Raw genomic sequence first — 20,237 nt, forward strand, 5'->3', positions numbered from 1 at the left:
CGGATCCGCTCTTACGCGGCGTTGTCTGCACAACAACAGCACGGATCCGCTCTTACGCGGCGTTGTCTGCACTACAACAGCACGGATTCGCTCTTACGCGGCGTTGGCTGAACCACAACAATATCCGGCATCAACCTTATAACTGTCATCTGATACGATGGCCACCGCCACCGCCACCGTCACCCCATCCCCACAAATCCACAAAAAAGCAGCAGGTGTCAGATCTTAGAGAGATCTGCCCGCCTCCTGCTGCTTTCCTTCATATAAATATTTGACCAGTTTTTCTGTTGCCCACCCGTCTGCGTATTTGTTCCATGTTTCATCAAACAACAGGATTTTCTCTTCTTTAAAGTCTTCTTTTCTGATGGTGTCGATCATTTCTTCGGCGGTATAAACGACCGGTCCGGGGACGAATGTTTCATAGTCGAACCAGATGCCGGGACTGGCTTCATATGCTTTCAAATCGTACGCGAAGAACACCATGGGCCGCCCCAGGATAGCGAATTCAAACGGGATGGATGAATAGTCTGTGATGAGGAGGTCAGTGATAGCCAGAAGTTCAAAAATATCCTGCCCGTACGATACGTTGGTGGCGAAGGAATTGTTTTCATACCCTTCGAACCGGACGGACGGATGCACGCGCAGCAGCAGATGGTACTCGTCGGAAAAGGCCTGTTCCAGTTTTTGTACGTCCCGCTTGATGTCTTCAAGCTCGACAGAGCCTTTATCCCTGAAGGTTGGGGCGTAGAGCATCACTTTCCTGCCCCTGAGCTGGGGCATCTGCGCCTGCATCTTTTCCGCCGCCCTGTCCATCCTTCCCTGTGAATAAAAGAAATCGGTGCGAGGGATGCCCGTTTTAAGCAGGTTCTCTTCACCCGCATCGAATGCTTTCTCGAAGATTGCACCCATGTGATCGGAACTGACCACGATTTTGTGAAATCGGCTGTATACTTTCTTGAAACGCCGGTGTGAAGCAGCCGTCCGCCTGATCGTGTTCTTGTCTTTGAAACCGAACAGTTTCACCGCCCCGTTGGCATGCCACAGCTGGATGCATGTCGTCCGGTCTTTGAAATTACAGGCGGCCAATACGACCTGATAATTGTCGACAAACACAAATTCCGAGGTGGCCAGATGATAGATGCCTCTGAGGGTTCCCGGAATGTTTGAAGTTTTAAAATTGATGCAATTATCTTCGCCAGTCCCCTCAAACCGGTACCTGCACTTGTGATCCCGCAACACAATGATTTTGGACGAAGTACGTTTTTGTACTTCGTCCATCACAAACTGTATGTTGTCCCCGAATGAGGCGATCATCACCGTTTTGTGCTGCACCGGAAATACGCTGCAGAGTGTGAAGATGACCCTGGAAACGAATACATACAGGTTCACAACAATATCCTTAGCCATGTTTCTGCGCTAGATCTTCCCGCGTTTTCGTGGTGGATACGCCTTGTGTTCTCGGGAGATAAACAACATCGCAATAATCTTTAAGGAAATCAAATTCACCTTTCCAGTCATCGCCCATGACAAATATATCGACACCATGTGCCTCAACATCTTTGATCTTCTGATTCCATGTGTTTTCCGGAATGACTTCATCGACATACTCGATGGCTTCGAGTATGGCCTTTCTGTCCTCAAAGGAATAATAGGCGTCTTTATGCTTCAAACGGTTGAATTCATCTGTCGAAACGGCTACAATCAGATAGTCTCCGCGTGATTTGGCGCGACGCAGCAGATTGATGTGCCCCATGTGGATCAGATCGAATGTACCGTAAGTGATTACTTTTCTGAGTGCTTTTGTTTTTAATTGAGTTATATTTTTCATTTTTTCGTGTCCTCCTTGTATATCTTTTGTATAATGGCAAAAGGTACACATGGTATCATTGTAAAGGTTAGATTAATTTTCCGTAAAGATTATTAACTGATTATAACATGTTTCATATAAAAAATATAATAATTAGGTGTGAATCGCATGAAATTCATTAAAAAAACTGCCTTCCGCATCTACAGAATACTGTTTTGGCTCTGCGGCAAAACCCTTGGGACGGATCCTCGACTGATCATGTTCGAAAGCTTCCTCGGCCGGCAGTACAGTGACAACCCGCGGGCCCTCTATGAATATATGGCCCGGCACCATCCGGAGTACAAACTGCTGTGGAGCGCAGACGGCAGCAGCACAGCAATTTTCAGACATCACGGCGTCCCCTGCGTCAAACGTTTCAGCCCGGCCTGGATGTTCCATATGAACCGGGCGGCGCTGTGGATCACCAACAGCCGCCTGCCGCTGTGGATACCAAAACCGAGAGGGACGACTTATCTGCAGACATGGCATGGGACGCCGCTGAAAAAACTCGGCACGGATATCACCACCGTACATATGCCGGGCACAGATACACAGAAATATAAGCAGAATTTCACCACCGAAGCCGCTAAATGGGACTATCTCATATCACCGAACCGTTATTCAACCGATATTTTCAGGCGCGCATTCGGATTTAATGGTAAAATACTTGAAACGGGCTATCCGCGGAATGATTTTTTATCCACAGGGAATGATATAAATACAATCATCACGCTTAAAAAACGGCTCGGGCTGCCGTTGGACAAAAAGATCATCCTCTACGCGCCGACATGGCGCGACGACAGCTTCCATGCCAAAGGCAGGTACAGATTCGACCTCCAGTTCGATACCGAGCGGATGTTTGAGGCACTGGGGGACGATTACATCATTATTCTCAAGCTGCATTACCTGGTGGCAGAACAGCTGGATCTCAGTCCATACGATGGTTTCCTGCACGACGTCTCAAAACATGAGGATATCCGTGAACTCTATGTGATGGCCGACATCCTCATCACAGACTACTCCTCCGTGTTCTTCGATTATGCAAACCTCGGACGGCCCATGATATTCTATGTGTATGATATCGACAATTACCGGGACAAACTCCGCGGCTTCTACCTGGATTTCGAGGAAAAGGCACCCGGGCCGCTGGTCAAAACGACCGAAGGGCTCATCCGGGCGATCAAAACCAGTGACCCGCAAAACTTCAACCGGACGTACGACATCGATGGCTTCCGGGAGAGATTCTGCGACCTCGAGGACGGCCGGGCATCGCAGCGGGTGAGTGAGGAAATCATTCGTCATTTAGAAGAAAAGAATGTATAATCCAACACCGATGGATGAAATGGTTGTGAAAAAATGAAATCACTATGGATTGTATTAAAGGAACAGTTTAAGAACTTTTATCTCATCAGACGATTGTCGATGTATGATATCAAAAGCAGAAACAAAAACAATTATTTAGGCATTGTGTGGGAAGTGCTCACACCGGTCATCAGCATCCTCATCTACTGGTTCGTCTTCAGTACGCTGAGACAGCGTGAACCGATTGAAATGGGCGGCATGGAAGTGCCGTTCTTCTATTGGATGGCGATCGGCTTCATCGTATGGACATTTTTCTTCCGCTCGAGCATCGAAGGCTCGAAATCCATCTACACCCGGTTGAAAATGCTGTCCAAGATGAACTTCCCGCTCAGTGCCATACCGAATATTGCGATATTCTCCAAATTCAATACGCATATCCTGCTGCTGACGCTGGCATTTATCGTCCTGCAGATCGCCGGATACTACATCAATATCTACTATATCCAGCTGATCTATTTCATCTTCGGCACGTATGCACTGATTTTCTCGTTTGCACTGATCACATCCACGCTCTCCACACTGGTGCGGGATGTCCATCTGCTGCTCAACTCGCTGCTGCGCATGCTGCTGTATCTCTCAGGGGTGCTCTGGCCGCTCACGCTGCTGTCAGACTTCCCGCTGCTGATGCAGCTCATGCAGCTGAACCCGCTCGTCTATCTCATCGAAGGGTACCGGGCCGTGTTCTTCGGCACAGAGTGGTACATTGTGACGCATTGGGAATATACCCTCTACTTCTGGGGGCTCATCTTCGTCATGATCCTGATCGGTTCGAAGCTGCACGTAACGTTCAGACGGAATTTCATTGATTATCTATAAGAGGGGTTTCGCATGACAAAAACAATTATCACGAGAAATGTATCCAAAAAGTATAAGATGTACAGTAGCCAGAAGGAGCGGATTACAGATCTCCTCAGTCCGCGCGGCCACGGCAAACCATTCTATGCCTTAAACGGCGTCAATTTCGAGGCGGATAAAGGCGATGTCGTCGGCTTTATCGGCATCAACGGTTCGGGCAAGTCCACACTGTCCAACATCATCGCCGGCATCGTGCCCGAATCGGGCGGCGAGGTACTCGTCAACGGCCAGACGGCGCTGATCGCCGTCGCCGCCGGACTGGATGAAGACCTCACCGGGCGGGACAACATCGAATTGAAATGTCTGATGCTCGGCTTCTCTAAGCCAGAGATCAAGGAGCTGGAGCCGCATATCATCGAGTTTTCCGAGCTTGAGAATTTCATAGACATGCCGGTCAAGTCCTACTCCAGCGGCATGAAGTCCCGCCTCGGATTTGCGATCAGTGTCAATGTGGACCCGGATGTCGTCATCATTGATGAAGCATTATCCGTCGGAGACAAGGCATTTGCTGAGAAGAGCCTGCAGAAAATGATGGAATTCAAGCACCAGGGCAAGACGATTATCTTCGTCAGCCACTCCATCCGACAGGTGAAGAACTTCTGTGACAAGATTCTGTGGCTGGAGTTCGGACGGGTCAAAGCATTCGGCGAAGTCAAGGACGTCATCCCGCTCTATGAAGCTTTCCTGACCAAATGGCAGTCCATGACCAGAGAGGAACGGAACCACTACCGGCAAAAGGTCATGCAGCGGGATACCGGCACCGATCATTATAAGCAGTACGGCAACCTGCTGCTGCTGGAAGATGAGGAGACCCTGGAAGGCTCCCATACCTACTCCATCCGGCCGGTCAGCCGGCTCGCCCATCTGAAGGGCGACAGCACAGAGATCTACGAGTCACCCGACAGTGATGAAAATACAAAACCCCCGCAGAAATATAAAAATAAGGTCTATTATGTCAAACGCGAATCCACCTATCACTTTGAAAACTACTACCTGCTCAGCACAAAGCCGAGCGCCCGCGACGGGGTCGTCGGCTGGATCCGGTCGGAAGAAACCAGCTCACATGCGCATACTTTCGTTGAGCATGATAAGAAGACATTCACCCTGCTGGGCGGGGGCTTTGCGGCCTCAGAGCCATGGGGCGGCCAAAAGCAGTACATCCACGAATCACTGGAACATCATGCCGGCCGCACCTTCCAGGTGGATGAAACCGTACTGGTCGGCAGCAATATATGGTACAGGGGGATCATTGAAGGTGAAGAGACACCGGTGTGGATCCATCAGGATCATGTCATCGGCGAAGACGAAACAGACCGTTCAGACGGCTGACAGACGCCGCCGGTTTTTATTAATCAAAGAAGAGAGGTGAACGCGATGCCGGGTCACTATGACACAGCAACGCTCATGGATATCGACTTTATCCATACGACGAACGAAGAATTTTTGAATAAAACCGTATATCCGTGTCTGGCGCATGAAGAAAAATGTTTCATCGTCACGGCCAACCCGGAATTCGTCATCGAAACGCGGGATCATCCGGATTTCAAGGAAGTGGTGCAGCATTCAGATTATGTGCTCGGGGACGGCATCGGTATCATCAACGCATCCAGACTCATGGGGAATCCCCTGCCCGAACGGATCAGCGGCATTGGTGTGATGTACAGAATGCTTTCCCATGCAGCGGAAAATGGTTACCGGGTGTTTTTCCTGGGGGCGGAGGAAGAAACCAGCAGACAGGCCGTGGAAAATGCCAAAAAGAAGTTCCCCGGCCTCAACATCGTCGGCAGACATCACGGGTTCTTCGATATGCGTGATGCATCGATTCCCCGCTATGTGCACAGCACGCAGCCGGACATCGTGCTGGTGGCTCTGGGGATGCAGCGCCAGGAAACCTGGATCCTCGACCACCTCTCAAAATTTGATAAAGGTGTATTCATGGGTGTCGGGGGCAGTTTTGACGTATTGGCAGGCAAAGCAAAACGTGCACCCAAAATATGGATCAGACTGCAGATGGAATGGCTGTACCGCCTGATCAAGGACCCCAAACGGATCAGACGGGTGATGAAAGTCGCTGAATTCATGCTGCTCCACATACCGGTGATCGGACGCATTTTGAAATTTTTCGGCATATACAAGAAAAAACCCAGATGAGGCAGGGGCGGCATACATATAAGCCCTGTCTCCGACCCTTTTGATGGACGTCACGCCGTATTAAACTTTCATAATGACGAAAATAAGACTTCCAGTATTTTGAGTCTGATCATCTCAAAATACTGGAAGTCTTCTTTGTGAAATATTAAGTCCTGCCGCTGCGTCCCGTCATAATTCATTTGATCCGTTCCGGCTGGCGCGTCGTTATCGGCACATCTTCGAAAATTTTTTGGGCATTATCTCTTAGGGTCTCGGCATAATCTTCCCCGAGCTTTTCATCGATGATCTTAAACGCTTCTCTCAGCATGAACGGTCTGACCTCGGCATGGTGGGCATCACTCGCCACGACATGGATCAAGTTGCTTTCGATCATCTTGAACGCCGTCTCCTGGAATTCCCCAAAATCTCCCGATACAGACGCAGCTGTCACCTGGGCAAGCGCGCCTTTATTGACCAGCTGATATAGAAGTTCCGGATTACTGGCGATTTCCGCGCAGCGTTCCGGATGGGCGATCACCGGCGTATATCCCGCTTCGATGATTTCGTCAATCACCGTCTCATAAAACGGCGGCAGCGCATCAAAAGGCATTTCCACAAGCACGTACCGCGAATCATTTAATGAAGTATCAAAGCCGCGTCTCAGATCTTTGACAATATGCTCATTGATGCGGATTTCCTGACCATGATGCACGTTCACAGACAGATTGTTGTCCTCAATCAGCTTGTCGATCTCCTGAAGCTTCTCAATCACTGTTGATTTCGGTGTCATATAGTGCCCTGCATAGTGATGCGGCGTGACCATGATATGCGTGATGCCCTGGTCAATCGCCTGGTGCAGCAGATTCAAGACTTCATCCTCCGACTGCGGACCATCATCCACATTCATCAGCAGATGGTTATGGATATCAATCATTACATCATTCATCTCCAAAATTATAATATGATACATTCCCATCATAGCATTTTGGAACGGATTCACGAAACGACGTGCCATTTGGGGGAATAAAAATCCGATGACTTAGAACACGACTTTATTCTGTTGACTCCCCTTTGAGTTTCTCTTTGATTGTAAAAATTTCTTTATCGTGCTCTGTGATCTTATACTTGTAATACTTCTGCTCTTCCTTAATCTCCGCAAGCTCCGTATTTCTTTCAGAATTGTAAACCACTTGCGCTTGAATCATATCCAGTTTTTGCCCCAGGCTGGCCCGTGCCTGTCTGGCTTCCTCAAATTCTTCCGTCATTCGGCGATCCATGTCGTCGAGCCGATGCTCCATTGTTTCAAACCGCTGGTCAATTTTCTCAAAGCGATTTTCTATGGATTCAAAACGTCGGTCTATCGTTTCAAACCGTTGATCCATAGATTCAAATCGTTGATCAATGACCTCAAACCGTTGGTCAATAGATTTAAACCGTCGATCCATTTTCTCAAAACGTCGGTCTATAGCATCAAATCGTTGGTCAATGACCTCAAACCGTTGGTCAATAGCATCAAATCGCTGGTCCATTTTCTCAAAACGCTGATTCATACCCTCAAGTAACTGCAAGACCTTCTGTTCAAAATTATTTTCAGCCAATGTCAGCCATCCTTCCATTCACATCGATTTGCAAAGCTTCATTGCGAAAACCCTCAGCAAATACCGCGCACCCACGCACACAGACACTCACACATACTCGAATCTATTATATCACATCCAGCTCCCCGCGCTTCTTACCTTTTCTGTCCCACGATTTCATACACACTGAAGAGCCGGTCCAGAGCCATTTGCTTATTAAAAAAAGCATCCACCACCCTGCTGCCGATGTCTGCGGTCCGTGCGTATACTGCTTCATCTTTCATGAGTATATCCAGATCGGCTCAGGGTAACGATTTCAACAACATCATTATGGATACAACAATTCAATTTATTTTTTAAAAACAACTTCTCCTGCAACGATTGTCTGTTCTACCAGTCCATCATCAAGCATGACAGTTTCATCCAATGGGTTTTGTTTCAGTACAACAAAATCTGCCAATTTACCTTCCTCTATACTGCCTTCATCTCCCTCTGTGCCGTTTAACTTTGCGGCGTCAATTGTCATTTTCCTGTATGCTTCTGCTCGGGAGAGTTTCTGATGCTGTCCAAGGATTTCACCGTTTCTTGTTTTTCGTTCTGTGACGATTTTCATCGAACCGAGCGGGGATACATCGGTCACGGGACAGTCTGAATGAATGGTGAACGTCATGCCTTGATCCTCCGCCCACCTGACCGGGTTCATATCCTGCACTCTCTCAGGTCCAAGTGAATAATTCTTGTGGATGTCTCCAAAATAATATAAATGGTTGGAGAAAAATGATCCGCCGATGTTATTGTCCACCATCTCCTGTATATCTTGGGGGGTGACTGTCTGGATATGTTCCACCCGGTTCATTACCTCTGTTGTTTTCGTGCTCCTGGTATTCTTGTAAGCTTCTATCACGGTTCTGGCTGCATAGTCACCATTGGCGTGGGTAATGAGGGGGAAACCGCGTGCCTGGAATTCGTGATACAATGCCTCCAGCGCATCCTGCTCCAGCTGCAGCTCATCCGATGGGGCGCCATTATAGTAATCGCCGCGGATGGAGGCGGTATTCAGCTGGATGGAACCGTCACTGAAAAACTTTGCCCCTTCAAGTGTGCTGTAGCCATTGCTTAGTGTTTCAAATTTCTTTTCCAGTTCCTGCGCTGTAGCGTCTTTAAGCTCCGGCATATTTTGCAGCATATTATAGTCGATTGCCCATCGCGTTCTGATTTTCTGCGGTTTTTCCAAATATTTAAGCAGACCTTTGTAATCCGTTTCTCCGGCAAGCATACCGACAAACATTTCTGTCGTGTTGGTAATGCCTTTTGAAAGATAATCTTGGGCGCCCGCTTCGATATTTTCAGCCAGCATGGTGCTGTCGGCATCAGACAAAATCGCCATGAGTTTCGCCATGGCTGGAAACTCAAACAATCCGCCATTGACCTGCCCATTTTCATCCCTGCCGTACCGGCCGCCCTTTGGATCCGCTTCATCCAATCCAACACCAATCAGTTCAAGAGCTTTCGTATTTACTGTCCCCATGTGCGCTGAATTATGCTGGATATAGATTGGGATTTCAGTGGAAATCCGGTCGAGATCAAACCGGTCAGGGTGCCTGCCTTCATCCAGTTCATATTCGTTGTAGCCGTACCCTCTCAACCAGCCGTCTACCAGCAGTTGGTTTTGATCAGCCTTAAATTTTTCAATGATTTCACTGATGCTTCCAACGTTCTCCGGGGAACAATCCAATTGTTTGCGGAATGAACTGTAAGTGATCAGATGACTATGGGTATCAATGAACCCTGGAGACAGATATTTCCCCTTGAGATCAAGCGCCTGTTCATCTTCTGTCCATTCCGTCTGTCCAGCAATACTCGTAACTCTGCCATTCTCAATTTCCAATGCGGCCAAAAACGGTTTGCCATTGATCACATCAATGACGTTTGCATTAATTATCCTTTCAAACATCAGATTTTTGCTCCTTTATCATCGATTCATCTTTTGCCAGTTTATGTTTCATCGCCGTCTGCACCAGCTCCGACTGATCATGAGCGGTCAGCAGGCTGGTAATGATCAGCACTGCAAATGAAAATACGTAGCCGGCAAGCGCCTGATCAAACGGCAGACCCGTCAATGGATAGATGATGATAAAGGCGAATGAACTCAGCATGGTGATCAGTACTGCCTTTTTTGTCACCCGTCTCCAGAACATGATCGCCAGGAATGGGAAGACCAGGACCACACCATTAACCATCAATGCCCATCTGTAAGCATCGTTGATATTGGTAACAAAAGCCGCGGCACCGAGACCAAGTAAAGTGATGAATACCACAGTCAGCCGTGAAGCCAGTAACAGTTTTTTATTCGACGCTTGAGGGTTGATGAGGACCTGATAGAAGTCCCTTGTCAGGTTACTTGCGCCCTGCAGATTGAATGATGTCGCTCCAGTCATCAATGCAGCTAACAACGCTACAAATATGATTCCGGCAACTGGCGCGGGCAGCAGTTCATTCGTTACATAGGAGAACACCAGATCCTGAGACATATTCAAATCCACAAACTGTCGGGCGGATGCCCCGATTAAGAACGGGAGAAATGCAACGACAGCAACAATCACATGACCAATGATGCCTGCTTTCAATGCCGTTTCTTCATCTTTAGCCGCAAAAATACGCTGCCAAGTGGACTGCCATACCAGATAAAACGGTCCAACGGATAATGCGTACAGAAGAGTATCTGAAAGACCTTCCTGACTGACCGGGCTCAAGTATTCAAACGGTGTGCTGGCAATCAGTTCACCCAGTCCGCCCACATGCATGATGATGGTCACTGTAAGAACAATGAGCCCGAATATGATGATCAGCGCCTGCACTGCATCTGTAATGATTGTTGCCGGCAAGCCGCCTAAAATGGAAAAGGCAAGGATCAGTATTGTACTGACGATCAGACCGGTATTCAACTCCCACCCCATAGTGATATTGAATACTGTGGACATACCGATCAATTGCAGTGCCATTGTCGGTACAGAGTATACAAATGCCGAGATAATAGAAGGAATAATCCCAGTTTTTCCGCCAAACCTGACAGTAAACAGATCAGCAAGCGTAAACAACTTCTGTCTCCTTAGCGGTTTGGCAAAAAGTATGACAAGCAGCAGACTGAATATGTATGCCACAAGCGCAAATTTGAAGTATCCAGAAAGGCCGACAGTAAAACCGAGCCCTACCCAGCCGATAAATACAGCAGCCCCTGCATTGGTGCTGATGATCGTTCCGGTAATCTTCCAAAAACCAGTGCTCCACGAACCGATCATATAGTCTTCATAAGTTTTGATCCTAAAATAATAATACAGGGCCACGCCCAGCATGGCCCCGAAATATAAAACGAAGTAAGCGATATACCAAAACATTGTCCGTCTCCTCTGAAATCAGTTTCTCTCATTATACCCATACCTGAAAATTTTATAAAGTCAGAATATATACTGAATCATTTCATAATCCCGAGATCTATATAAGTCAATTCTTCTCGCAAATGTTTTCCTTGAATATTGAATTCTATTTCCAGATCTTCATTACAAAAATCATCAGCAAATACGGATCAACCTTTTTCAATATATGGCGATTGAAGCTAGTCACCGGATGGTAATCATTTTTCAGTAAGTTCAAGCTTTTCTTCAAATGACTCATGATAACTGATTCTGATATGATCTGCTTCTGGTACCGCCTCAAGTGTACTTGCATTTTCCTTCTGGACTGTTTCTAGAAACTCGTCCCCATTATAATAGGCAATATATGCCCCTTCGTTTAACTCATATTCTTTATCTGGGTTGTATTCGATAGGAGAAGTTGTAACATATTCAGGATTGCCGCCACTTTCACCTGAAAAGTTAATCCATCCTGGCTCTGTACTTGTATTTTCAAGCAGATTACTATCTTCTGAACCAGAGTCAGCCGACTGCTCTGTACTGCTTTCTGTTGCTGATTCTGTTTCGTCAGATTGTGTATTACCTAAAATTTCAATCACATCATTATGAATAATTGGGCCTAATGTCCTACTGAATGTCGCTGTCATATGGCTGCCGTCCAGATAAGCAATCACATTACCGATAACAGGCGAGCATTCTTCCCCGTTACATACATAATCTGTGTAATCTGCATAATGTACATTTGTCGGCGGATTATCAAGCTTCTCCCAGGCTGAAGGGTCCGGGTACATTTCATCTCTGTCTATATTACATTCTTCTGTATTTATACCATTTGCACTCAAGCATTCTGGAATATCTTTGCCAAAGTGTGGTGTATCCCGTATCGCTAAAATTGGGATATTGTACTCTTCCGCTTTTTCGAATTGTTTCAAAAAGCCTTCAGGCACTGATTCTGGATTATGAGCGCTGTCGGCTAAAGTCACTATTAAATCAGGGTTCTCTGCGGCGACTTCATCAACCACATTTCTATTCCATTCATTACAATCTGCCTCTTGATTGTCACTCAGCGAAAATAGACACCCGCTTTTAGTAACGTTTAAAACTTTTATCGATTCTTCCTCTGCAAAAGACCGCAAACTTGGCAACCAGTGGGTTGACTTAGAGCCGCCTACCACTGCCACAGTGTAATCGGGGGATTCAACTTCTCCATACTCACAGATTTCTACTTCTGTAGTACCAGGTCCAATATGACAGCCATCCTCATATGGTTCTGCTTTATCATCTTTCACTGCAGCTAAGTCAGGTATTGGATCTTTCGGTTCAAATTCATTAACAGCTTCTGTATTTGCCATAGCGCCCGGATACTCATTATCATTTACAAAGCTTGATGCGTATGAGCTCTGATATTGATTATATGTCAGCCAGCCTGCAGCTAAAACAATTAGCACGCCTGCCATTGCTATAATTGGTGAAAATGATCTAAGAGTAAACTTCTTTTCCTTTATAAATGCGTTGATTGGTTTTTCGATAAACTTCGTTGTGACATAACTCAAGAGTAATGACAGCAGAATAATTATTACTCCGTGTACTAACCCCACATCCGTAGTATCAAAGATGACATAGTAAAAGCTCAGCAATGGCCAGTGCCATAAATACAATCCGTAACTCAAACCGCCCAGGTATATCATCGGCCTGCTACCCAGAAATTTTTCTACACCGAATTGAGCCGGGTTTTGTCCAGCAAGCATAACGAATATCGCAGCAGTAACCGGCCACAAGGCAATGTAACTCGGAAAGCTTGCCCCGACATCCATTATTAGTCCAGTACTCATCAGAGCAATCATACCCGCCCAGCCGATAAAAGTACTTATAAAAGCAGGCAATTTTATTTTATATATATACATCATAAGTATGCCGCCTACAGTAAATTCCCATACTCTTGTACGCGTGTCGAAATAGGCCCAAGGCTGGTTTACCTCGGTAAGGTAGATAGAATAAGATAATGACACTGCAAATAACACGATGAAAATTGTTAGCAGTATATTTTTCATTTCAAATTTGGTCTTGTTATAGACGAATATTGTTGCGGAAATAATCAGGAACCATATGATATAAAACTGCCCCTGAATTGACATTGCCCAGAAATGCTGAACCGGGCTTTTGACATTGTTTTGATCCAGGTAATCGGTCCCTGTCATTGCCAACTGCCAGTTTTCATAATAAAACAATGAAGCAAATATTTCTTTGATCGTGTCCAAATGTCTGACTTCCGGCAATATAAAATAGCCTGCCACTGTTACAAAAATTAGCACTGTCAGTGCCTGTGGCAGGAGCCGTTTTAACAACCCTGATATGAAAGTAAAGAATTTTATGTATCCATCCTTTGCATATTTAGAAAGTAATGATGTCGTTATAAGAAAACCGGAAACTACAAAGAAAACATCGACGCCGCCAGAAACACGCATCATCCAGATATGATAAATCGCTACCAGTAAAGCGGCAATCAACCTCAAGCCTTCAATTTCCGGTCTGTACTGCTTTTTAATTTCCAATTAATATACCTCTCTCAAATCCAAACATATTGTATTACTTATTTACCATTTTATAGTCTATTACTTCTGCATTCAGGAACCAAACAGTTCATTTCTTAACAATTTGTCATTACTAACTTTAAAACTATTTTCCTCTTACCCACATGCCTGCTTCCTTTATGATACTTCTGATATTATGCAAGTATTATTTTGCTCAGTACATCAGAGTTTTCATCCAATATATCTACTCATATTAAATTTATTTCGTATTTTAACTGATTGACTATACAATTAAATTTTAAATTAAGATTATCTTTTATCGTCAAGAGTATTAAAACTATTCGGAATGAAATAATTTAATGCCGGCCAAAAATAGTCAATCACCTCAACAAGATATTTTTTACTTTTCTTATCTTCATTTGAGAGACTCATAAATTGATCTAACATGAACCTATTATTGATGAATACAAAAGTTTCTTGAGTTCTATCAGTTTCCTGAGTGATATTACTATGCCAGTTTCCCATTCTAAATTCCCAGTATAATAACGTAAGAAGATTAATGTTTTTTGAAATCGCTTCGTTCAAGTGGTTTCTTTCATAATAACCTTCATACATTTTTAAAAGAGATTCTGAATCATCTCTAATTTCTTTCGGAGCCCAATGCTTTATAGCTTCAACAATTTGCTCCTTATTTGCCGATTTAGAATAATTCAATTTAACCAATTCGAATAGAGTTGATTTTAAATGAATTGAATCATCTTCAAACTCTTTATCTGTTAGGTAGCTCAGAGGATATGAATGTTTTGAGCTTAAATGAGTGCTTAATTTTTCAAAAATTTCCTGAGGCGGTTTATAGTCGTTAAAATAAAAAAACCTGTGATTTAAATTGAAATTATAAACTAATCGCTCAACAATATATTTATCCTTATAATAAATCTTTCGAAATTTATTCATATCTTCATATGCTTGATTTTTATCAAAATGAAGCATATAGGTAAAATATTCGGTCTTATCCAATAAAGGCTTGTTTACAGCTAACGAAAGCTTGGAGTCAAAGCCACCAGTTAGAGACTGATAAATTTTCTCATAATGATTATCCAACCATTTTACCTGTGTTTCATAGTACTGTATTGTATTGTTAAAAATCTCATCGAATGCTTTAATTTCAATATTTTTGTCAGGATAAAATCTTTTAAAGCTATTTCCTCTGAATGAAAAATATAAATTAGGATTGAACTTAAAAATATTATCTGTCGTTGTAAAATCCAAGAAGCCATTCATTCTAAAGTTTCTTTCATTTAAATTCATTTCATATTCATCGTTTAAAATTTCTTTAATTAGTATTTCATGAGAACCTAAAATTTCATTATTCCAATAAAATATCGGTTTCATTACTGTCGCATCCGAATAGACTGCAGTATCAGCTTCACTGTCAAAAATTATTATGAATCTACCATTCATAAAACTAAGCTCTTTTTCAAAATGATTACGATCAATTTCATATTTCCTTAACAGATTTGTCAGTATATCATTTTCTTGCATCTCTTCATCTCTGATATCCAGTATGTAACCAATAAGTCTAATGGTGTAGTCTCTGCTATCATAGCTTAGTATTTTAGTATCTGAATCATAATATAAATGTGAATGGTTCAATGAGATATGCCTGTCAAGTAATGCATGATTTTTCAGCGAAAACTTGCTTAGGCAAAATGTCTGACTCAAATATGCTTTGTCCATATAAAAATACCTCGATTTCTTTAATATTTCTTTAATCATTATTCTTAAACGAGTTAATATATAACTAAATAAAAAATTCCCACTAACCATACTATAATTACTCTAAACCATTCTTCAACTTTATCCAATCATATCAGTTCTACATTTTGAAATTTAAATTGTTTTGCAATATTTGTTCAATTCTTCTTATAGTTTCAGATTTAGGGATCGGGCTGTGACCTAATTTTCCGTTAAAGTAGTTAATTATATATAATCCTTGAATTTCTATATCATTTTCTTCTAAACTTTTTAAAGGTTGTGTAAATTAATAATAGCAAAGTAGGTACAATGTAGTATAATTTATATGTTAGAATTTAAAGAAGGCTATGTAAAAAATATACGTTTACAATTTTAATTTAAAATATATTAAATTAGAAATTGATGTACTTAATAGATTTACATCCATTTAAAAGCTAACTACTTTCAGATTTTCATCAAATTAAATAATACTATCTAGTTATAATTCATTCAATCATAATACAATTACATGGAGGAAAAGACTGTTGAGAAATCAAAATGCTTTAGTACATAGAAATTGGGAAGAATTTGCCACAAATAATAGTGTGGGGTTGATAACAACTGTATTGAGTGAGCAATTTTTAAGTCAGTCATTTAATACAAAATTATTATCGCATGAGAATTACATAGAAGAAATTGAGTTGTATGATATTGACACTATTTTTATAGACAACGATTTATATGAAAGAGATCATGATTGGTATCGGAAAAATAGAGGCCATATAGTTAACTATTTAAAAAATACCGACATTAATTTGGTTGTAATACAAAATACTACCCTTGAAGTAAGTTCTGTATTTAAACAATATTTTTTGATAAAAATAAATCCAGAAATTAATGATTACGAATTTAGAGAAGGAAGGATTGAAGTACCACTCTTAATAAATACTGACAATTACAATCCGATTAATTCTCAAAAGAATAAAGATATTATATATTTTAATGTAGGTAAATTGAACGCTTCACCGGAAGTAAAACTTTATAATAAAACGCATGATCCAGATTTTTCAATTATATCAGAAGGCCCAATTAGCAGAAGACTTTTAACTAAATTATTCAGTTTTATAAAAAAATCGAAAGTTCTTTATATATGTAAAACAGACAAGTTAGATGAAGTTACATTAGAATTTATAGAGCTAATAGCATTTTTGAATAGTACATATGTGATTTTTGATTATACTTTTAATTACATACCAAAATACGGATATAATTCGAAAGATGATAAAAATAACACCTCTAAACTTCGCGTACTAGTGAATAGTGATATTTATTGTTTTAAACAATCACTAAATAGCCAGAGAGAAGTTTTAAAAAACAATACTTTTTTATTGCGTGATGATTTATATACATTTATTAAAAATAGGGCAAGCTCTATTATAGAACCTGAGATCAGTGTAATGACATCCACCAACAGGAAGGAAAATCTGGGTATTTATATAAATCAAATGAACGCCCAAAAAGAAGTCAAACTGGAACTCAATTTAGTTACACATGGTTTTGAATTGAGTGATCAGGAAATGGATGAACTAAAAAATAAAAGCGTTCATCCTATAAACGTTTTATATATGGAATCGGAAAATTCTTTAGGTGTTTGTCTAAATAAATGCATTAAGTTGAGTACAAAACCAGTAATGGCAAAAGTGGACGATGATGATTACTATTTGGATTATTATTTATTTGATCAATGGTTGGCCCTAAAGTACAGTGATGCAGAAGTGACTGGAAAGTCAGATGGGTATTATTATTTTGAAGAAGATGATTTAATTGCTCGGAGGAATATCAATCAATATTATCAATACGATGACTTCATTATGGGCGCTACTATAATGGTAGATTCGAAAATTATTAAAGAACTGATGTTTAGTGATTTACCTAAAGCGGTTGATACTGACTTATTGAGACGTGTTAACGAAATTGGCGGGACTATTTATGTAGGCCATCCCTTTGAAATGTGTGTGTATAGAGGTGCTGACGAAGCTAGTCATACATGGAAAGTTGATGATATAGCTATGCTTAAATCATCTGATATCGTTAGCTTTGGAAAACCAGAAGCTTATGTGATACTTAATCAAAACTCCTGAGTATAAAGAGAATTAGTAATAACTTGAAAATTTTTCTACTGAAAGGGTCGTTTATATGGAACTGAAATTTAAACTTTATCCAAGAGGCTTTCTGTTTACTGATTTTAAGACAGATAAAGTCCCTGATTATTATTCTGAAAAAAAAGTTTTGGACTCATTTTATTATTATAAATCAAATGATGTGGATAACCACTACCTTGAAGATGATCAATATTTTGTTATAATCCATGGACACTTTACATACGTTGAGCCGAAAAAAGAATTGAAAAGAAAAGATTTAGCGCAGTACTTATTAAGTAATTATAAAGAAAATTATTCTGCATTCCTCAATGCATTAGATTTTCTTGCTGGCCGATATGTTATAATCATAGGCAACTCAAATGATATAAGATTTTATCCAGACGCAAGTAGTACTAGATCTGTCTATTACACTCTAAATAATAATATTGTTTCAAGCCATGCACATTTCATCAATGATGTGTGTGAACATACAGCAGATGAAGTTGCCAATAATATCCAAGCTTATAAAATAAATTGGAATCATTCTCCATATCAAAATATTAAAGCGTTAACTCCAAACCTCTATTTGGATTTTTTCAAAAAAGAGACTAAGAGGTTCTTTCCAAGGTCAGATAATAAATACACTCATTTAGAGGAGAATGAAAGATTTGAGTTAATAGAAAACATGTGGAAAAACCAATATGCTTACTATTTTTCTAAGTTTAACCAATTTGCTTTCTCTATTACGGGAGGATGGGATAGTAGAGTTTCTTTAGCTATGTTCAAAGATAAAATTGATAATATTGACTTTTTTACTTATACGACTCATCAAAAGAATGAGGAACAAGATAAAAATAAAAATCTAATGCTGAATGACGGCTATAAAGTAAGAGAATTATTAAGTGATGTTCCATTAAATCATCGATTTATAATCGCTGAAGAAGTTCCGAAAAAACTCTCTGATAAAGATAGAGAAGTCGTTTTTAAAAATATTGTCAATAAGCATAATACAGGTTTTTTAAGAATTTATAAAACATTCTTTCCAGGAGAAAATGCCCTACATATAAGATCTAACTTACATGAAATTGGAAGGGCTATTGTGCTACCACCTAAGAACACTCCTAATACGGTTGAACGATTAAGATCGTATTATATCAATACCTTCAATAGACTTAATAAAAATGACTTAGAGAACTATCATTTAGATGTGGAAAGCTTTACAGATCAGGGAATAAATGATTTACATTTAGATGATGAGACTTATGATTATCATAAAATGGAACTTTTCTATTGGGAAAATCGTATGGGCAGGTGGCATTCAGAGATTATGAATGAGACAGATGTCTGTTTTGAAACTTTTAGTCCCTATAATTTAAGGGCAATTATAGATATAACATTATCATTTGATTTTAAACAAAGAAAAGAAAATTATGTTTTTGCTGAATTAATAAATAGGAATTATCCTGTGTTAAATTTTTATGGGAAAAACGAAATATCAAATTTATATGAAAATAATAAGAGTTTATTGGAGCAAGTTGAAAATCAGTCGGACAGCTATAATGATTTAATAAAACAGAGCAGAAAAAGTTCTGAGAGAATCCAGGAAAGAATTTCCGGATTGAAAAAGTTTCCTTTTAGTGAAAATCAGAAAATAAAAAATAGTTTAGATAAAATAAGGAGTATGAATTTAGAAAATATAGATATTATGTCTGAAAAGATTAAAGAAAGAAAAGATGGTATTGAAAGATACTTTAATGAATTCACCAGTGGCAATGAAGACGAGAAATATATGGTACAAGTTGTTAAACAAAATACTCTTTATATTGATTCATATATTTCATCAGATATTTATTATGCAGAAGTTAAACATACGTTTAATAATGAATTCGGTTTATTAGAACTAGTTCTGAAAGGGGAATATCATATAGATTATGAGGCTTGGTGTGAAATTCTAGTTAATGATGAAGTGGTACTTACTCAAAGATTGTCTCAATGGGACGGTAAAAATAGCTTGAATATATTTAATCTCACTCCTAAAGATACTATTACTATAAGTTTAAAAATGGAAAAAGAAGTTACAGTAAATTATAGTAATTCGCCGAAATTGACAGTTCTTGAGTTAAATGAAGTACGACAGAGCAAACCGCAGTCCGTTAAAATCACCTCTACTTCACCTACTGCTGACATCATTCATAAATATTAATCTGTAGGATGACGAGTCAACTGCATCACAAATCAGAATGCCATATCGGTGGCCTATCGTCAAAACCGACAAAAGGGGCTGTGGACCTTTGGCATTTCTGTTGTCTGAATCAGAGGTAGCAGTGTATCATGACTCACCCGCACGCCTAAAATTCGAGTGACATGGGCCGCCTCGATACGGTTAGCTGAGAATAGCAATCGTGCGCAGCACTTTATTCAGATGTTAACGGCAACATTAAAATGGCTCTTACGCTAACTTGGTGAATGTACGCGTATGTATTTCGTTAATGCCACAATCAATTTTTAAAATCAGATCACTTTGTAAAGCATCCGTTGCCGCAATAGTTCAAACTCGGCACGAGCATACATCATTCTTTTCACGGTTTTCAGCCGGTTGACGTTGCCTTCGACCAATCCATTACTTTCAGTATAAGTAATGGCATTCACTG

The 20,237-nt window shown here is 41.0% G+C and carries 15 protein-coding genes; 6 read left to right on the forward strand and 9 right to left on the reverse strand.

The genetic code is table 11. The features are described 5' to 3' along the window. Positions 1 to 225 precede the first annotated feature (225 nt). Both G343_RS0100255 and tagD read right to left on the reverse strand, forming a co-directional pair. Positions 226 to 1,407, reverse strand: a complete 1,182-nt coding sequence (locus G343_RS0100255) for a CDP-glycerol glycerophosphotransferase family protein (protein ID WP_020006118.1) — start codon at positions 1,405 to 1,407, stop codon at positions 226 to 228. Continuing rightward, positions 1,400 to 1,828 carry a glycerol-3-phosphate cytidylyltransferase gene (tagD, locus tag G343_RS0100260; protein ID WP_020006119.1) on the reverse strand — a complete coding sequence of 143 codons (429 nt, stop codon included), beginning with the start codon at positions 1,826 to 1,828 and terminating at the stop codon, positions 1,400 to 1,402. The genes G343_RS0100255 and tagD overlap by 8 nt, the downstream gene beginning before the upstream one ends. A gap of 147 nt (positions 1,829 to 1,975) precedes the next feature. Here tagD and G343_RS0100265 point away from each other — a divergent pair, with 147 nt between their 5' ends. Genes G343_RS0100265 through G343_RS0100280 form a run of 4 tightly spaced genes read left to right on the forward strand, consistent with a single transcriptional unit; the run spans position 1,976 to position 6,214 of the window. Continuing rightward, entirely contained in the window at positions 1,976 to 3,169 is a 1,194-nt protein-coding gene (locus G343_RS0100265; RefSeq protein WP_020006120.1) for a CDP-glycerol glycerophosphotransferase family protein, read from the forward strand. 33 nt (positions 3,170 to 3,202) lie between these two features. Next, the gene (locus G343_RS0100270; protein ID WP_020006121.1) at positions 3,203 to 4,024 is read left to right on the forward strand and encodes an ABC transporter permease; all 822 of its coding nucleotides are present in this window, start codon (positions 3,203 to 3,205) and stop codon (positions 4,022 to 4,024) included. A gap of 12 nt (positions 4,025 to 4,036) precedes the next feature. Then, positions 4,037 to 5,392 (forward strand): teichoic acids export ABC transporter ATP-binding subunit TagH, encoded by a 1,356-nt coding sequence (gene tagH / locus G343_RS15875; protein WP_020006122.1) that lies wholly within the window; start codon positions 4,037 to 4,039, stop codon positions 5,390 to 5,392. Between the two features lie 45 nt (positions 5,393 to 5,437). Beyond that, entirely contained in the window at positions 5,438 to 6,214 is a 777-nt protein-coding gene (locus G343_RS0100280; protein WP_020006123.1) for a WecB/TagA/CpsF family glycosyltransferase, read from the forward strand. A gap of 175 nt (positions 6,215 to 6,389) precedes the next feature. On the opposite strand, the gene G343_RS0100290 is transcribed toward G343_RS0100280, so the two are convergent. The 7 genes from G343_RS0100290 to G343_RS0100320 all read right to left on the reverse strand — a co-directional run bounded on the left by G343_RS0100290 (position 6,390) and on the right by G343_RS0100320 (position 15,448). Beyond that, positions 6,390 to 7,208 carry a tyrosine-protein phosphatase gene (locus tag G343_RS0100290; protein ID WP_245541914.1) on the reverse strand — a complete coding sequence of 273 codons (819 nt, stop codon included), beginning with the start codon at positions 7,206 to 7,208 and terminating at the stop codon, positions 6,390 to 6,392. Between the two features lie 37 nt (positions 7,209 to 7,245). Further along, positions 7,246 to 7,791 (reverse strand): hypothetical protein, encoded by a 546-nt coding sequence (locus tag G343_RS14890; protein WP_020006126.1) that lies wholly within the window; start codon positions 7,789 to 7,791, stop codon positions 7,246 to 7,248. Between the two features lie 134 nt (positions 7,792 to 7,925). Then, positions 7,926 to 8,054 carry a hypothetical protein gene (locus G343_RS15800; RefSeq protein ID WP_020006127.1) on the reverse strand — a complete coding sequence of 43 codons (129 nt, stop codon included), beginning with the start codon at positions 8,052 to 8,054 and terminating at the stop codon, positions 7,926 to 7,928. A gap of 65 nt (positions 8,055 to 8,119) precedes the next feature. After that, positions 8,120 to 9,724: an amidohydrolase gene (locus G343_RS0100305; RefSeq protein WP_020006128.1), complete on the reverse strand. Its 1,605-nt coding sequence runs from the start codon at positions 9,722 to 9,724 to the stop codon at positions 8,120 to 8,122. Beyond that, the gene (locus G343_RS0100310) at positions 9,717 to 11,165 is read right to left on the reverse strand and encodes a sodium:solute symporter family protein (protein WP_020006129.1); all 1,449 of its coding nucleotides are present in this window, start codon (positions 11,163 to 11,165) and stop codon (positions 9,717 to 9,719) included. The genes G343_RS0100305 and G343_RS0100310 overlap by 8 nt, the downstream gene beginning before the upstream one ends. Before the next feature lie 236 nt (positions 11,166 to 11,401). Beyond that, positions 11,402 to 13,732 (reverse strand): acyltransferase family protein, encoded by a 2,331-nt coding sequence (locus G343_RS0100315; protein WP_020006130.1) that lies wholly within the window; start codon positions 13,730 to 13,732, stop codon positions 11,402 to 11,404. 288 nt (positions 13,733 to 14,020) lie between these two features. Then, a complete protein-coding gene (locus G343_RS0100320; protein WP_156823540.1) occupies positions 14,021 to 15,448 on the reverse strand; it encodes a hypothetical protein in 1,428 nt (475 codons plus the stop codon). A 542-nt stretch (positions 15,449 to 15,990) separates the two neighbouring features. Here G343_RS0100320 and G343_RS0100325 point away from each other — a divergent pair. Both G343_RS0100325 and G343_RS0100330 read left to right on the forward strand, forming a co-directional pair. Beyond that, positions 15,991 to 17,586: a hypothetical protein gene (locus G343_RS0100325; protein ID WP_020006132.1), complete on the forward strand. Its 1,596-nt coding sequence runs from the start codon at positions 15,991 to 15,993 to the stop codon at positions 17,584 to 17,586. 55 nt (positions 17,587 to 17,641) lie between these two features. Then, positions 17,642 to 19,789: a hypothetical protein gene (locus G343_RS0100330; protein ID WP_020006133.1), complete on the forward strand. Its 2,148-nt coding sequence runs from the start codon at positions 17,642 to 17,644 to the stop codon at positions 19,787 to 19,789. Positions 19,790 to 20,237: the final 448 nt, after the last annotated feature.

Source organism: Salinicoccus albus DSM 19776 (assembly GCF_000385175.1).
GTDB lineage: Bacteria > Bacillota > Bacilli > Staphylococcales > Salinicoccaceae > Salinicoccus > Salinicoccus albus.

Excerpts from the sequence above, each read along its gene's own strand:
- G343_RS0100255 (WP_020006118.1), bottom strand. The coding sequence starts at position 1,407 with ATGGCTAAGGATATTGTTGTGAACCTGTATGTATTCGTTTCCAGGGTC.
- tagD (WP_020006119.1), bottom strand. The coding sequence starts at position 1,828 with ATGAAAAATATAACTCAATTAAAAACAAAAGCACTCAGAAAAGTAATC.
- G343_RS0100265 (WP_020006120.1), top strand. The coding sequence starts at position 1,976 with ATGAAATTCATTAAAAAAACTGCCTTCCGCATCTACAGAATACTGTTT.
- G343_RS0100270 (WP_020006121.1), top strand. The coding sequence starts at position 3,203 with ATGAAATCACTATGGATTGTATTAAAGGAACAGTTTAAGAACTTTTAT.
- tagH (WP_020006122.1), top strand. The coding sequence starts at position 4,037 with ATGACAAAAACAATTATCACGAGAAATGTATCCAAAAAGTATAAGATG.
- G343_RS0100280 (WP_020006123.1), top strand. The coding sequence starts at position 5,438 with ATGCCGGGTCACTATGACACAGCAACGCTCATGGATATCGACTTTATC.
- G343_RS0100290 (WP_245541914.1), bottom strand. The coding sequence starts at position 7,208 with ATGGCACGTCGTTTCGTGAATCCGTTCCAAAATGCTATGATGGGAATG.
- G343_RS15800 (WP_020006127.1), bottom strand. The coding sequence starts at position 8,054 with ATGAAAGATGAAGCAGTATACGCACGGACCGCAGACATCGGCAGCAGG.
- G343_RS0100305 (WP_020006128.1), bottom strand. The coding sequence starts at position 9,724 with ATGTTTGAAAGGATAATTAATGCAAACGTCATTGATGTGATCAATGGC.
- G343_RS0100310 (WP_020006129.1), bottom strand. The coding sequence starts at position 11,165 with ATGTTTTGGTATATCGCTTACTTCGTTTTATATTTCGGGGCCATGCTG.
- G343_RS0100320 (WP_156823540.1), bottom strand. The coding sequence starts at position 15,448 with ATGGACAAAGCATATTTGAGTCAGACATTTTGCCTAAGCAAGTTTTCG.
- G343_RS0100330 (WP_020006133.1), top strand. The coding sequence starts at position 17,642 with ATGGAACTGAAATTTAAACTTTATCCAAGAGGCTTTCTGTTTACTGAT.